The 14,969-nt window shown below is 35.3% G+C and carries 11 protein-coding genes; 4 read left to right on the forward strand and 7 right to left on the reverse strand.

All coding sequences use genetic code 11. The features are described from left to right. Positions 1–394 precede the first annotated feature (394 nt). From AB1414_06385 to AB1414_06400, 4 genes are all read left to right on the forward strand, one after another. Complete coding sequence (locus AB1414_06385) at positions 395–916, forward strand: prepilin-type N-terminal cleavage/methylation domain-containing protein (protein MEW6607068.1); 522 nt, start codon at positions 395–397, stop codon at positions 914–916. 710 nt (positions 917–1,626) lie between these two features. Next, positions 1,627–3,627, forward strand: a complete 2,001-nt coding sequence (locus tag AB1414_06390; protein ID MEW6607069.1) for a secretin N-terminal domain-containing protein — start codon at positions 1,627–1,629, stop codon at positions 3,625–3,627. 13 nt (positions 3,628–3,640) lie between these two features. Then, positions 3,641–5,473: a hypothetical protein gene (locus AB1414_06395; GenBank protein MEW6607070.1), complete on the forward strand. Its 1,833-nt coding sequence runs from the start codon at positions 3,641–3,643 to the stop codon at positions 5,471–5,473. Positions 5,474–6,158: 685 nt separating this feature from the next. Further along, positions 6,159–7,166: a hypothetical protein gene (locus AB1414_06400; protein MEW6607071.1), complete on the forward strand. Its 1,008-nt coding sequence runs from the start codon at positions 6,159–6,161 to the stop codon at positions 7,164–7,166. A 162-nt stretch (positions 7,167–7,328) separates the two neighbouring features. On the opposite strand, the gene AB1414_06405 is transcribed toward AB1414_06400, so the two are convergent. From AB1414_06405 to AB1414_06435, 7 genes are all read right to left on the reverse strand, one after another. After that, complete coding sequence (locus tag AB1414_06405; protein MEW6607072.1) at positions 7,329–8,336, reverse strand: hemolysin family protein; 1,008 nt, start codon at positions 8,334–8,336, stop codon at positions 7,329–7,331. A 3-nt stretch (positions 8,337–8,339) separates the two neighbouring features. After that, complete coding sequence (locus tag AB1414_06410; protein ID MEW6607073.1) at positions 8,340–9,044, reverse strand: diacylglycerol kinase; 705 nt, start codon at positions 9,042–9,044, stop codon at positions 8,340–8,342. Positions 9,045–9,365: 321 nt separating this feature from the next. Beyond that, positions 9,366–9,815: an rRNA maturation RNase YbeY gene (gene ybeY / locus AB1414_06415; protein ID MEW6607074.1), complete on the reverse strand. Its 450-nt coding sequence runs from the start codon at positions 9,813–9,815 to the stop codon at positions 9,366–9,368. Continuing rightward, positions 9,757–12,054, reverse strand: a complete 2,298-nt coding sequence (locus AB1414_06420; protein ID MEW6607075.1) for an HDIG domain-containing metalloprotein — start codon at positions 12,052–12,054, stop codon at positions 9,757–9,759. The genes ybeY and AB1414_06420 overlap by 59 nt, the downstream gene beginning before the upstream one ends. Next, on the reverse strand, positions 12,035–13,000 hold the full coding sequence (locus AB1414_06425) for a PhoH family protein (GenBank protein MEW6607076.1): 966 nt from the start codon (positions 12,998–13,000) through the stop codon (positions 12,035–12,037). Before AB1414_06425 ends, AB1414_06420 begins: the two co-directional genes overlap by 20 nt. A gap of 6 nt (positions 13,001–13,006) precedes the next feature. Beyond that, entirely contained in the window at positions 13,007–14,044 is a 1,038-nt protein-coding gene (locus AB1414_06430) for an efflux RND transporter periplasmic adaptor subunit (GenBank protein ID MEW6607077.1), read from the reverse strand. Positions 14,045–14,780: 736 nt separating this feature from the next. After that, positions 14,781–14,969 (reverse strand): hypothetical protein (locus AB1414_06435; GenBank protein MEW6607078.1); only part of this gene is annotated, 189 nt, incomplete at its 5' end.

Below are 14,969 nucleotides of genomic sequence, written 5' to 3' on the forward strand. Positions count from 1 at the left end.
GTTTGTGTCATAAGTTTGTCCTCCTTATTTTAGTTAGTTAATACTTTTTGTATAGTATACCATAAAATCTTTCGCAGGTCAAACTTGACACTTTATCATATCATCTCTGCGGTGAACAGTTACCTTTTTTCGTATCTTAGTAACCTGGTGGCTGAATAATTATCACTTTTTCAAAATGAGAATTGCTAGTGTCGTGTTGAGTAAGTTTTGCACGGCGTATCATCAGATTTCATAACCTGCAAACGGATAATTGGTAACTGGTAATTGGTTAAATAGTTTCGTCCTGAGCTCAGCCGAACGGTATTTAATTACCAGTTACCAATCACCAGTTACCAGAATCAAATTCCGTGCGTTATTTGTTCAACACGACACTAGGTAGATAATGAGGAATTTCATGAAAAAGAATAATAAGGGTGGATTTACCCTTCTTGAGTTAATGATTGTTGTTGGAATAATAGGTGTTTTAGCCGCGATAAGTGTAGTTAAATTTATGCAATTGATAGATAAGGCAAGAGAAGCCGCGGCAAAAGCTAATTTAGGGGCATTGCGAGCATCTATCGTTATTTATTTTGCGGATACGAGAGGAATGTGGCCCAGACTATTAAATACTGAAAAGTGGGATAATGGCGGTGAAACTTTTCCTCCTTTTGTGCCTGACTATATTCAAAAGATACCCAGAGCAACACTTCAACGGTCTAATCCACATCTGCATACTGAAGAAATTGAAACACATATTCACTATGTCCCAACTAATCTCTATGATGAAATAGCAGCGGGACAAATTAATGACATAGGTGGATGGATATATAGCTCTAACAGTGGCGATGTGCGGATAAATTGTAATCATCAAGATACCAATGCCTTTAATAACCTTTCATCTACTATCTATTACTCTAATTATGGACATGAAATATAGGTAATCGTTCACCGCAGAGACACAGAGAATGATTTTAGAAAAAACACGGACAGAGCAAATAATTGCCACCTGTGCGATTAGACTAATTCATCGCAGAGACGCAAAGGAAAAATAAATGTAAAATGTAAAATAGAAAATGAAAAATGGGAAATTTTACTACTTCGCAAGACTCATTACCTTTCAGTTATACATTTTCATTGGACATTATCCATTTTACATTTAACCGCACAGGTGGAATAATTGCAAAGGTAATGACTCATTTATCAGGAGAAACCGTCATGCCCCTGCGGGGCCACAAAGGACGATGAAAATAGTGGTAGGAGATAGAAGGTGGGAGATAGAGAGATAAGCGTGAGGAGTGATGTTTTCTTTACTCTCTACTCTCTACTTTCTACTTCCTTTTTTCAGGAGAAACGGTCATGAGTCTGCGACTCACAAAGGATGATGAAAATAGTGGTAGGAGATAAGCGTGAGGAGTGGTGCTTTCTTTACTTTCTACTCTCTACTTCCTATTTTCAGAAGACACCAAAGAGAATTTTTCTCTCGCCAGGACGCAAAGGTCGCAAAGAAATCTTTTCTTAGCGTCCTTTGCGCCTTTGTGAGAAATTTGAAGTTTGTGTCTTCTCATGAATTTAGTTTAATCTGTCTTCAAATTCTTCTCTGTGTCTCCGTGTCTCTGCGGTTAAATACTACCCAATTGAGGTGAAGATTTGAAAAAAATATTACTTATTACTTTATTCCTTTTAATTGGCTCTTCATTAGCCGTTCCTGAAGAAATAACAACACCTAATCTTATTACCATTGATTACCGTGAGGCGGATATAAATGATGTTTTACGCTCATTAGCCTCACAGCAAAAAGTTAATATTGTCACAGATGAACCTATCAAAGGACGAGTAACAATACACCTGACAAAAGTCCCTTTTGAAACAGGATTAATGGCTTTACTTAATGCCCATGGATTAACTTATGAAAAAAAAGGTGATATTTATAAGGTAAAAAAAATTGATTTAAAAAAACCTTATACCTTATCTGTAGAGCGTGGATATTTAACATTAGATGCAAAAAAAGTAGATATTAATGAAATCTTACGAGATATATCTTTACAAAGTGGAGTTAATATTATTACGGATAAATCTGTTGTTGGAGAAATATCAATATATCTAAAAAATGTCCCGGTAGAAACAAGTCTTGAACGAATACTTAGAACGGGTGGCTTTAAATATCGAAAGGTAAAAGATATATATGTCGTTGGAGCAGGTGGCGAAGAAGAAGAGAGAATAAGAACAATTAATGTTAAAAATGGACTATTATCACTGGATATTAAATCTGCTGATATACTTAAGGTATTACGCGAAATATCCATTCAAGGAGGAATAAATATTGTTGCCGACAGGTCAGTTGTCGGTGAGGTATCTTCTCATCTTGAAAATGCACCATTAGAAGTAGGATTGCGGGCTCTTTTAGAAACTAATGGCTTTAGTGTAGAGAAGATTAATGAAATCTTTCAAGTTACCCGAATGGAAGGTAAAAAAACATTTTCTATTATGGTCAACCAGGAAGGATTATTTACCGTAGATTTAAAATCCGCAAACTTAGAAGAGGTAATAAGGGCGATTGCGGTTCAAGGAAAGATTGATATTGTTACCGCAGGCTATGTCAAGGGTAAAGTAGATGCTCATCTCACTGAAGTCCCTTTAGAAAAACTATTAGGACTAATATTAGAAGGAACTAATTTTACATTTAGTAAAAGTAATGGAACTTATATTATAGGAGAGGGGGTCTCTTTAAGTGCGGCGGCTCTTACCTTTGTTAATTCAGAGGTAATTAAGGTCAACTGGATAAATGTAGAAGAGGCTTTAAAATCTTTGCCAGATGCCTTTCCTAAAACTAATATTAAATTACTTAAAGACCAAAATGCCCTGGCGATTATCGGCACTCAACAACTAATTGATAAAGTGAAGGAGTATCTCTCTCAAATAGACAAACCAGCCCCTCAAATTATGATTGAGGCTTTAATTGTTGATTATACAACAACATGGGGTCGAGAATTAGGATTAGCAGAAGCAAAATATCAAAAAGGAAATATTGATATAAAATTATTTCCAGACCAGATTATACCTTTACCATTAACTTATAAAGTTGGGGAATTAAGTAAAGAATTCTCCGCAAGTTTAAGGGCTTTGATAAAAGAGGGAAAGGCAACTATTCGGGCTAATCCTACCCTTGCTACTCTAAATGGACATGAGGCAAATATTGATGTTTTGACAATGTATCGGTATCGAGAACATAGATATAATGAAGCGACTGGAAAATTAGAACCTGTTGGTGTACCAAGGGTAGTCGAAACAGGGATAAAATTAAAAATTAAACCCTGGGTAACTGCCTCTAATGAAATTAATGTCGAAATCTCACCAGAAGTTAGTGATAAAACAGGTGAAACAGAAACAGGAGCCGGTGGCGGTTCCTTGCCTATTACCAGCGAACGAAAGGTTAACACAACAATTAGAGTGAAAGATGGAGAAACAATCGTTATTGGTGGATTAATTCAAGCAAAGAAAAATGAATCAGAATCCAGAGTCCCTATCTTAGGGCGAATCCCAATTATTGGATATCTATTTAAAAAATTAACAAAAGAGGAATCGCAATCACAACTTGTCATTTATATCACCCCGTATATTCTCTCAACTTCTTTAGAAAGTAAAAAATAGAGAATTGTTAATTATGATAAAAAGAAATGATTTTTTTAATTATGAAAATGACCAAAATATTAAAACCATTTCTCATCGCCGAAATAAATATCACAAAACTCAATGTGCCTTTGGTCAATTATTAGTCTGCTGTAATCAATGTGCTATGGGCCCCTGTCAACTCAGCCATAGTCAACTCCCACTTCATTTGAAATTAATCCATAAACAAAAACTAACAGGTATCTGTGGGGATACATTAGATACCATCATTGCTAAAAACCTTCTATCGTCCATCATAAAAGGAACAACCTCAAGTATAATTTACGCTAAACAGATTGCCTTATCTTTGTTAGATACATCTTCCCGGATAAAAAATGAAGGCAAACTACAACAAATAGCCAAAAGACTTGACATACTATTAGACAAAAAAGAAATAGCATTAAAGGCTCTTGCGGATATTGAAAATCCAATGCAGAATTCTCCTGTATCTATGCGGTTTGTCTATAACTATCTTCCAAAACGAGTAAGACTTGACTTTGTTGAAAAGAATATTTTTCCCACTTCAGCCACAAGTGAAATTTTACAGGGTAATCATTTATGTAGTCTGGGTGTTAGTTCAAATGAAGAGGATTTTTTAATACAGGGATTTAAGATTGGATTAACAAACCTTTTGACAATGATTATTGCCTCAGAACTTCAAGATACCCTTCTTTTGCCACATCAATTAGTTGAAACAACAACAGGGATGGAAATTTTAGAACAACCACAGGTAAATATTATCTTAATCGGACATTTTCCATTATCAGGCGACAAAATTGTCCAATTAGCAAACTCTGAAGAAATGATAACGAAGGCTCATCATCAAGGAGCAATGGGAATAAATATTCTGGGTTTAGGTTGTATTGGAAATGAAATTTTAGGTCGAGGTAATATTCATTGGCTCGGTGGGGCAGACCTTCAAGAACTTGCTGTGGGGACAGGTTTAGTGGAAATGGTCATGGCAGATGAGGGATGTGTTTATCCTGCTCTAAAACAAATGGTAAATTCTTTCCATACACAATTTATCAATACTCAAGAAATAAATGATATAAAAGCCGTTGAAATTATCGAGACCGCTATTAGTAATTTTGCAAATCGTAAAAAAACTATCTCCATAGATTCTCAGAAAAAACTGATGTCATTTTCTGCAGGTTTTTCTTTTGAAGGACTGGTTGATATTTTAAGCAAGTTAAATCCAATTGACCCCTTCAAACCTTTACTTGATTGGTTGGTATCTGGTGAAATACAGGGATTTGCTTTATTAATTGGTTGTCCAAAACTTAATGAAACTCATCTCCAAATAGTCAAAGGACTTCTAAAGAAAAATATATTGATATTAGGTACAGGATGTAGTATTTATTCCTGTATTTCTGCAGGACTGATGAGTGCCACTGCTACCGTTGAATATGCAGGTCAAAAACTGGGAAATATCCTATGTAGTTTAGCCCGACTATCTAATATTGAAAAGGCTCTACCACCTATCTGGCATTTTGGAAGTATGATTGATTTTGCTCATATTTTAAATCTTTTATTTGCTATTGCCACAAGACTCGATATGCAATTAAAAGACATCCCAATAGTCGCTATTGTCAATGAATTGGGAATAGAAAAACCAACGGCGATGGGATTTGGACTTCTAAGTTTAGGAATTCCAGTCCACTTTGGATTAAATCAAACCATTCTTAGTAGTCCCCTCATTGGCAATATACTTGCTAAAAAGGTCATAGAATTATTTGAAGGAAGGATTATTTTAGAAACAGACCCATCTCAGGCGGCTAAATTACTTATTGGCAGTATTGATGAAAAACGCATTGGGTTAAATATTTGATACTCGATGTTCAAGTTTTTTAAAGGTATAAAGATTTAACCGCAAAGAGCGCAAAGGAAGGTTTCGCAAAGGACGCAAAGAAAGGAAAACAGGTCTATAAACGAAAACGAACTTTCAAATATTGTTAATTGCTTATAAATTTCAATGTATTAAGACTCAAGGAAGGAATTAAAAGGGTGGTGAACAACCGATAATCTCTGCGTTCTTTGCGGTTAAAAAAGGATAAACCACTTAATCTTAAAAAAACTTGAATATCGAGTATAAGAAATCACCGGGAAAACGAAAAAAAATAGACCGTCCCATCTAAAGTATTTTATTAAAATGCCGATAATTTATTTAGAAGGACGAATAAATCTGCGTTCATTTTCAGGGGAAACGGTCATGAGTCTGCGACTCACAAAGAGCAATGAAAATGGGAGAAGGACAACCCCCTAACCCCCTTTATTAAGGGGGAATATCTGTTCTAAACCAGAGGATACGAGTCTGGAGATACTATACTAATTCACTAATCTCTAATTCACTAATTCGCTATTTTCAGGGGAAACGGTCATGAACCGTTAGTTCACAAATGAAGATGAAAATAGTAGATAGAAGGTGGGAGATGGGGAGATAAGCGTGAGGAGTGATGTTTTCTTTACTTTCTACTCTCTACTCTCTACTTCCTATTTTCAGGAGAAGACAAATCATGGAGATTATTTCAATTATGTTATTTGTTTTAAGCATAGGATTAATCTTTATCTCCTGTTTCTTTTTCAATAATGCTATAGAATGGCTGGGGAAGACATTTGAATTAGCCGAAGGAACTATTGGAAATATCATCTCAATCACAGGGAAATGTCTTCCACAGATAATAATTCCTTTAACTGCCTTTATTTTCCTCCGGGGAACAGAAACTATACCAATAGGTATTGGAGCAATCATTGGTGCACCACTTATTTTATCCACATTAGCCATTGGTATATTTGGATTGACAATTATATTATTGGCTAAAAAAGGCGAGCGAGATAGTGAAATAGACGCTGATGAGCTAATTATATCAAGAGATTTAAAATTTTTCTTAATTACTTACTCCTTCGCCATATTTGCAGGGTTACTTGAAGATAAGTTTCCACAAATATTCATTGGATTTATTTTATTGATAATTTATGGCTATTATCTCTATCGAAGTATTGCTTATGAAGAAAGGGCATTTGAAGAACTCTATACCCCATTATACTTCTCAGGAGGCAGAGGAGAAACAACATCAGCAACTATTATTTCCCAACTTGTCATTTCTTTAATATCTTTAATTGGAGGGAGTTATTTATTTGTTCATACTATGAAAGAAATAACTCTTGGAATTCAATCTCCATTATTAGGGTTAATTTTAGCGATAATCTTTGCTCCTCTTGTAATTGAAATTCCTTCAAAAATTAATATAATTATATGGTTAAAAGATAACAAAGATACATTGGCATTAAGCAATATAATGAGTTCGATGATATTTCAATCTACTATTCTGGTTATGTTAGGAATTTTATTTAGTCCCTGGCAATTACAGGGAATAGCACTTCTGGCAGGCGGTATTCCCATAGTAGTTTCTACACTTATTTTTATAATGATGAGTATTCAAGAAAAAATTAATCCTTATGTATTATTAGGAGCTGGTGGATTTTATTTAATCTTTCTGGCAGGACTTTTCTTTATGAAATAATATCAATTCTATAAAGTTTTTGCCTTTTTGTCAACACGAATGCACACGAATAAGAAGCAAATATTCCCCCTTAATAAAGGGGGTTAGGGGGTTGTTGACCCATAGGCGTTAAAATATAAGGCTTATTAAAGAGGCAAAAATTAACTAAAATTGATATAACTACTATACTTTCTCTTCAGGATACCCATCGTGTATTTCTCCGACTATTTCTTCTAATAAATCCTCCATAGTGACTATTCCAACGATTTTTTTAGATTCATCTTTGACAATAGCCAGTTGGAGATGCTTTTTCTGAAATTCTTTGAGCAGGTCGTTGATTTTTTTAGAAGGCAAGACAAAATAAGCCGGTTTAATTAAATTTTGCCAGTTAGTTTGATTTTTAAGGCTGATTAGAAAGTCTTTAACATGAAGGATGCCAATAATTTCTTCTCCTTTATAAACAGGCATTCTCGAATGGCCTTCTTTAATCATCAAGGATAAGATTTTATCTGTGGAGTCTTCGTCTATTTTTACACAAACCATCTTATTTTGTGGCGTCATTACTTCCTCTACCTTATGGTCACCAAATTCAAAGATAGAATGAATTAGTTTTTGTTCATGTGCCTTTAACACCCCTTCTCTTGCCCCAATGTCAACTATTGTTCTAATTTCTTCCTCAGTCAACTCTTTGTCTTTAATAAAAAATTTATGTTTTTCTATTAACAGAATGATTAAATGAGTTAGCCAGGATAAGATTATTTTCAATGGAGCTAAGAGGATGGAGAAATACCGCAGAGGATATGTAACCCAGGGGGCAATTTGAGAGGATTTTGTAGCGCCAAGTGTAATTGGGACAATTTCACCAAAAAATAAAATTAAAATTGTCATCACAAAAATAGCCAATCCGGTGGCTATTACCTCGTTAATGCCAATTTTTCCACATAAATTAATGGCGATAAATGTCGCTATGGATGAAGCAGTAATATTAACCAGAGTAGTTCCGATTAGAAGGGTTGTCAGAAGTTCTTTGGGATTTTCTAATAACCTTGAAATTCTCTTTTGTGCCCTATCACTTAGTTGTTTTATCTTTAACTTTGATAGAGCAAAAAGAGCCGCCTCTGCCCCGGAAAAAAAAGCGGATAAACATAAGAGTATCCCTATAGAAATCAAGAATAAGATTAAATTATCCAAAAATTATCCCACCCCACAGATTACAAAGATTAAAAGTGTAATTAATCCGCCAACTAAAGCACCAATAACTACTTCTTGCAAGGAATGAATTCCTGTTTTCCATCTACTGTGACAGAGTAAAATCGCAACAATCAGCACCAGTAAAGAAATAAATATATTTCTACTAACAAATGTAACAATTACCCAGATACAAAAACTAACCGCACTATGACCTGAAGGCATTCCACCCCTCAAAAAAGTTCCTTTGCCAACACAGGCTTTAATTGCAACGACCGCGATTAAGACTAAAGATAAACTGACAAAGGATAGATGTATGGGATTATATTCTGTTCTTATTACCACTGGAGAAGGAAGATGTATTCGATTGTATAAGATTAAATAACCAATAGATAAAGCAATTATCGAGGCAATCAATACTGCTCCGGCACCAATATCTTTAGCCGTGCCTGCGACTTTATGATGGGTATCAATAATTAAATCAACGATGGATTCTATTGCGGTATTGAGCATTTCACTAATTAATACTAAACCAATGGCAAAAAAGATTGCCACTAATTCAATTCGAGTTAAATCTAAGAATAAACTTGCCAGTAAAACAAGCACCATTACGGAGACATGCAATTGCATATTGCGTTGTGTCTTTAATCCATGAATAATGCCTGATATGGCAAAATTAAAGCTATCGGATAAACCTTTAAATAGTTTCACTTTTTCTTATCTCTCCCCTATTTTGATAATTGGTAAATGGTAACTGGTAATTAAATATCGGTAACCGTTCAGGTAATCCTTTACCGCAGAGACGCAGAGAAACAGAGAGGAAAAAATATCTTTTTTCGCGTTTTTCGGTGTTTAAAAAAGTTTAAAAACAGTTAGTCAAAAGTAAGTATTAAAAGATTAATAAACAACGAAAGACCCAAAATGCACCAAAAAAAAGGAAATTTCTGTCTCTGGTGAATAGATTTTAATTTTTTCTCTGCGTCTCTGCGGCATCTTGCGGTGAACGGTTACGCCATTTTAACCAGTTACCAATTATCCGTTTGCTGTAACTAATTTAAGTATTTTTTCCATTCTCACAACCATTGGTTCTTCTGGTAAATTCTGCGGGCTATGGTCATAGCCTAAAATATGCAATATCCCATGAATTAAAAGAATAGTCAGTTCTTTTTCAAAACTATGTTTATATTCCTTTGTCTGGCGCAAAACGGCATCCAGAGAGATAATAATTTCACCTAATAAGAGCCTATCCAAAAAGTTGATGTTTCCATTAATTTTCCCATAGCGAAAGGCTAAAACATCTGTTGGTTTATCTATCCGGCGGTATTCTTTATTTAACCTTTGAAGTAATTCATCATCTCCTAAGACAATACTTACCTCGCCATTTGAGATGCCTTCATATTTCAAGGCAGTTTTAACTACCTGTTTAATCCAATTTGCCTTGAACTTCTTGTTTATCTTGTTGAGAATTGACACCTTTAACATCTTGAGTTTGCTCCGTAAATAGTGGAGATGGTTGTTGTTCCTTTTCTGGATATTCTACTCTGGCATGAAACAAGGTGATTAGAACCCTGGTGAATGCCTGGCTAATCTTATTTAAGTCTTTTAAAGTCAAGTCACATTCATCCAATTCGCCACTAATAAATCTATCATCAATGATTTTTTTAACCAATTTTTCAATTCGGGATGTTGTTGGTTTTATCAAAGTTCTGGAAGCGGCTTCGCAGGAATCAGCCAACATCACAATTGCCGCTTCTTTACTTTGAGGTTTTGGACCTAAATATGAGAATTCTGTCTCCTTAAATTCTTGTTCTTCGGTTGCCTCTTTTTCTCTTGCCTGATGATAAAAGTAAGCCATAACCGATGAACCATGATGTTGTTGAATAATTTCGATAATTTCGTGTGGCAGGCGATTTCGTTTAGCCACTTCAACACCGTCTTTGATATGGGAACGCAGGACTGAGGCAGAGAGTGTCGAACGCAGGACTTCATGGCGATTTCGTTCGAATTCTGTCTGGTTTTCTATAAAATACTCAGGTCTAATCATTTTACCAATATCGTGGTAGTAAGATGCGACTCGGGTTAATAAATAGTTAGCGCCAATAGCATTTGCTCCAGATTCAGCTATATTTCCGACTAAAAGGCTGTGGTGATAAGTTCCCGGGGCTTTCAATAGTAAATTTTTTAGAAGTGGGGCATTTAAGTCTGAGAGTTCAAATAAGGTAAAATTAGTGGCAATATTAAAAATACGCTCTAAATATAATAGTGACCCCATAGCAATAATAGTGGCGATAATTCCATTAGCTAAACTACCCAAAAGAAGATTTTGCTGGAGTAGTCCAAATGACTCCTGCCGAAACAGGCTATAACTAACAATGATTACACCCTGAGCAATTGCGGCGGCCACGCCAGCTCGAATAAGGTCACCCCTTAACTTTAATTGTGATGTTGTATAGACAGCGGCTAAACTACCAGCAACAAAAAGCAAGACAAATTCCATCCGCTCACCGACTAAAAGACCTACGCAGATATTTAAAATGACGGTGACAAATATCGCTATTTCCTGATTAAGTAAAACAGCTAAAAGAATGGCAAAGGCACTCATTGGCATAAGGTGAAAAGGTAGATTAGTTGTTGAAATAACCTTAGCCAGGGCTATTGCCGTGATAATTATTAATCCAATCAGGCTTAAGTTTTTATTACGGATTAAAAGTTGGGATTGATATTTATAAAGGTAGATAAACGATAAGATTATCAATATGTATATCAATAAGATAAATCCTAAATTCCTTGTTGTTATCGCCGCACTGCGGTGTTTGGACAACTCGGCTAATTTCATCGCCGCATCCCTATCTACTTTCTCTCCTTCGCCAACAATCTTCTCCCCTTTACTTACCTTGCACCGGATAGGTTTCACGCCTTTAATTGCCTCTTTAGAGGCTTTTTTCGTCTCTTTTTCATTAAATTTTAAATTTAGCACAAGATAATTTTTAGCCAATTCAAATACCCCATCTTGAACTTTAGAAGAAGATATTCTCTTTGGATATAGTGGTGAAGATTCAGGTAAATCATTCAGGAAAAAGAAGTTTTCCGTTGTCTCAACTAATTTTTCTGATGTTCCATCTGTGGCAAGAATTCTTAATCTGATTCCAATAATAGTGTCTTTTGATAATTTATCTTTCGGGATATTGGTTATTCCATAGGTTAGCCATGTTTTTAATAGTAAAGTTATATCTTCTTCTATTTCAGAAAGTTCTGGGTAATTTAGAATAGCCTTTAAATTTTTATCTGAAAGATTGATATTTGGGAATTTTTCTCTAAATTTTAAGCAGGCTTTTTCTAATTCAAACTTTTTTCCCTCCTTTATTTTTCTTGTTTCTTCAAATAAACTCTTTATTTTTTGAAGGACAGATGGGATAACTTTCAGGTCTAAGTTATAAACAGGATTAACCTTAGCCACAGCGGATTCCCTTGCCACTTTAGTCATAAAGGTATTCTCATATAAAAAGTCATAAGGGGCTTTAATAAGATTTGGACTGATTTCTGTTTCTTTAGGGTAGGGGGTGATAATTAAATTAGGGGTGATAAGTAGCGATAAAATGCCCAATATCAATATGATTAATAGAGTCCTGCCTGTTTTTTTACCTAAAAAAACTGATTTTAACAGGGGAATATATTTTGAAACCCTTTCTTGTTCAAATATTTTATGTCCCTTTCTTCGCATCTTCAAACTCCTCATAGGCTTTAATTATATCCGAGACAAGGCGATGTCTGACAACATCAGTTTTATCAAAATAAACAAAACTAATTCCCTCAATTGCGGACAAAATAGTTTGGATTTCAACTAAGCCGGAGATTGAAGTTGACGGCAGGTCTATCTGGGTAATATCTCCGGTAATCACTGCCTTAGAGTCAAAACCTAATCTTGTCAAAAACATCTTCATTTGCTCATGTGTTGTATTTTGTGCCTCATCTAAAATCACGAATGAGTCATTAAGAGTCCGTCCTCGCATAAAGGCTAATGGTGCGACTTCAATCACCCCTTCATTCAATAAATAATGGAATTTCTCTATTCCAATCATATCAAAAATGGCATCATACAAAGGTCTTAAGTATGGGTCAACTTTATCCAGCATATCCCCGGGTAGAAATCCTAATCTTTCTCCAGCCTCAATTGCTGGTCGCGTCAGGATAATTCTTGCCACCTCTTTTTTTAACAAACTTGAGACCGCCATCGCCACGGCTAAATATGTTTTACCCGTGCCCGCAGGACCTATGCCAAAAACAATATCATATTGTTGAATTGCCTCGATATACCTTCTTTGTCCCAATGTTTTTGGTCTAATTGGCTTTCCTCGTTCAGAGACATATATTGCCTCCTGAAAAACAGAGACAAGGTCTATATTTTTACTCTGGCTGAGCATTTTTAATGAATATTTTATCTCAGGTGTGCGGACAACATGGCCTGAGTGAAAGATTGATAACAGATCTTCCAATAGTTTCTTTATTGAATGAACATCTTTATTTTCTCCTTTAATGATTAATTCATTGCCTCTTGAGATGATTTTAGTTGTTGGAAATTCCTCCCGAATGAGGCGTAAATTCTCATCATTTCTACCTAAGATGTTCACTACTTCTTCATTATTGGCAAAGATAATTTTTTCTTCCATCGTCCCTCATTCTCTCACTTTCATTCCCTCTTTTAGTTTAAGACTTCCAGCAGAGAGAATTATCTTATCCTGCGGTGTGAGACCAAAGATTATCTCTGTTTGATTTTGATTAGTTATGCCTATGCGGACAACTCGTTTTGTGGCAACTCCATCTTTATAAAGATAGACAAAACTTTGCCTGCCTTCTTTAAATATTGCCTCAGAGTTTAAAAGAACAACATTTTCTTTATGCTCGGTTAATATTTTTACTTCTACCCGTTTTCCTAATTTTATTTCAGGTAGTTTTTTAGAGGTATCCAATTCAATTATAATTTTAGAACTTACTTCTTCAGGTTGAATAGACTTGACATATCCAGACAATTCTAAATCCTCAAGTTTAATGGACGCATCCTGACCTAACTTTACCCTTCTCGCATCAATACTTAAGAGATTGACAGATACCTGCAATTTCTCTAAGTCAACTATTTTCATTAAAACTTCATTTTGGAGAACATACTGCCCTGGTAAAACTCTTTTTTCTATAACTGTTCCTGAATGAGGGGCTAAATAAATTAAGTTATTTAGTTGTTCTTGAGCAAGTCTCAGGTTTTCAAGAGATATATTTTTTTCGACTAAAGCCTTTTTATACGCACTTTCACTATTTTTAACCTCGTCTTCTAATACCTCTTGTTTTCCATAAAGCCCTGTAGTTGTTATTAATAATTGTTCTGCCTGTATCAGTATCCTTTTTGTTAGGTCTAATTGTGATTGTGCCTCTTTAACCATTTTTTCTGCCTCTTGTTGATTAAAGATAATAAGTTCCTGTCCAGAGGTAACCTTATTATTTTCCTCAACCAAAACTTTATCTATCACGCCCTTAGCCTTCGCACAAATTTCTGTTTTAAGTTGGGCATCTATAGTTCCGGTGGTTAAGAGGCAAGAATCTATTTTACTGATAGTTGGTGTAATTATTCTTACCTTTGGAAATTTTACTCCCCTAAGATAAATCACCAGACAAATTATCACGCAAGTAGCAATAAAAATCAGCCCGATAAGTTTTTTCATTATTTTTCCTTTTTTAGTAAGCGTTCAGGTGTAAATAAGGAGAAAAGGGGAAATGGGGAGAAAGGAGAAGGGTAGGGGAATTAGGTAGCAGAAGGTTTCATCAGTTGTCAATGACATTCTAATGCAGATGATTTTCTTACTAAAATAAGAATACTTTTTCCCCTTTTCCCTAATTTCTCCATTTCCCCTTCGTTACACCCTGAACGGTTACCTTTTTTACAGATTTTCAGACAGAGGTTAGAAGACAGGTTCTAACTTCTCGCCTCGTAACCGTTCACCGCAGAGACAGGTTCTAACTTCTCGCCTCGTAACCGTTCACCGCAGAGACACAGAGACGCAGAGAAAAAAATTAAAATCTATGGACGATACGCAACAATTCCATCCCTGATTTTCATCAGGGCAATCTCTTGAGTAGCGCAACATTAAAATTGATTAACAAATCTGGTTTGCCTGCTGAACATTCGGCAAGCAGGTCCTATGTATTTCAATGGCTGCACCAATAATCTTTTCTGTTATCTGATTTATTTCTATCTCTTCTCTGTTCCTCTGCGTCTCTGCGGTAAATTACCACCTGAACGGTTACCTTTATTATACTAAATAATCCCGAAAAAGTCAAACTAAAATTACAGGCTTTTAAGGATTTGGGTTGTCTCTTCTGCCTCTTTCTTTAGGTGTAACTATTCAGCCACAGATGGACACGGATGAAACACTGAAAATTCGTAAATCGTGTCCGTAGTTAGGCTGAAGATTTTTCCTCCTGTTGTCCTCTGTCCTCTGCCCTCTGCCTTCTGCCCTCTGTATTTATCCGTGCTAATTGTATACTGAAATTTAGTTCTTTTATTAAGAATAAAATAAATAAAATAAAAATAAATAGGAGTAGGGTTTGTGGATACTGTGGGCAACTGCCTTGCAGTTGTCCAAGCGA

Source organism: bacterium (assembly GCA_040755795.1).
Lineage (GTDB): Bacteria > UBA9089 > CG2-30-40-21 > CG2-30-40-21 > SBAY01 > JBFLXS01.

Excerpts from the sequence above, each read along its gene's own strand:
- AB1414_06385 (MEW6607068.1), top strand. The coding sequence starts at position 395 with ATGAAAAAGAATAATAAGGGTGGATTTACCCTTCTTGAGTTAATGATT.
- AB1414_06395 (MEW6607070.1), top strand. The coding sequence starts at position 3,641 with ATGATAAAAAGAAATGATTTTTTTAATTATGAAAATGACCAAAATATT.
- AB1414_06400 (MEW6607071.1), top strand. The coding sequence starts at position 6,159 with ATGGAGATTATTTCAATTATGTTATTTGTTTTAAGCATAGGATTAATC.
- ybeY (MEW6607074.1), bottom strand. The coding sequence starts at position 9,815 with ATGTTAAAGGTGTCAATTCTCAACAAGATAAACAAGAAGTTCAAGGCA.
- AB1414_06420 (MEW6607075.1), bottom strand. The coding sequence starts at position 12,054 with ATGCGAAGAAAGGGACATAAAATATTTGAACAAGAAAGGGTTTCAAAA.
- AB1414_06425 (MEW6607076.1), bottom strand. The coding sequence starts at position 13,000 with ATGGAAGAAAAAATTATCTTTGCCAATAATGAAGAAGTAGTGAACATC.
- AB1414_06430 (MEW6607077.1), bottom strand. The coding sequence starts at position 14,044 with ATGAAAAAACTTATCGGGCTGATTTTTATTGCTACTTGCGTGATAATT.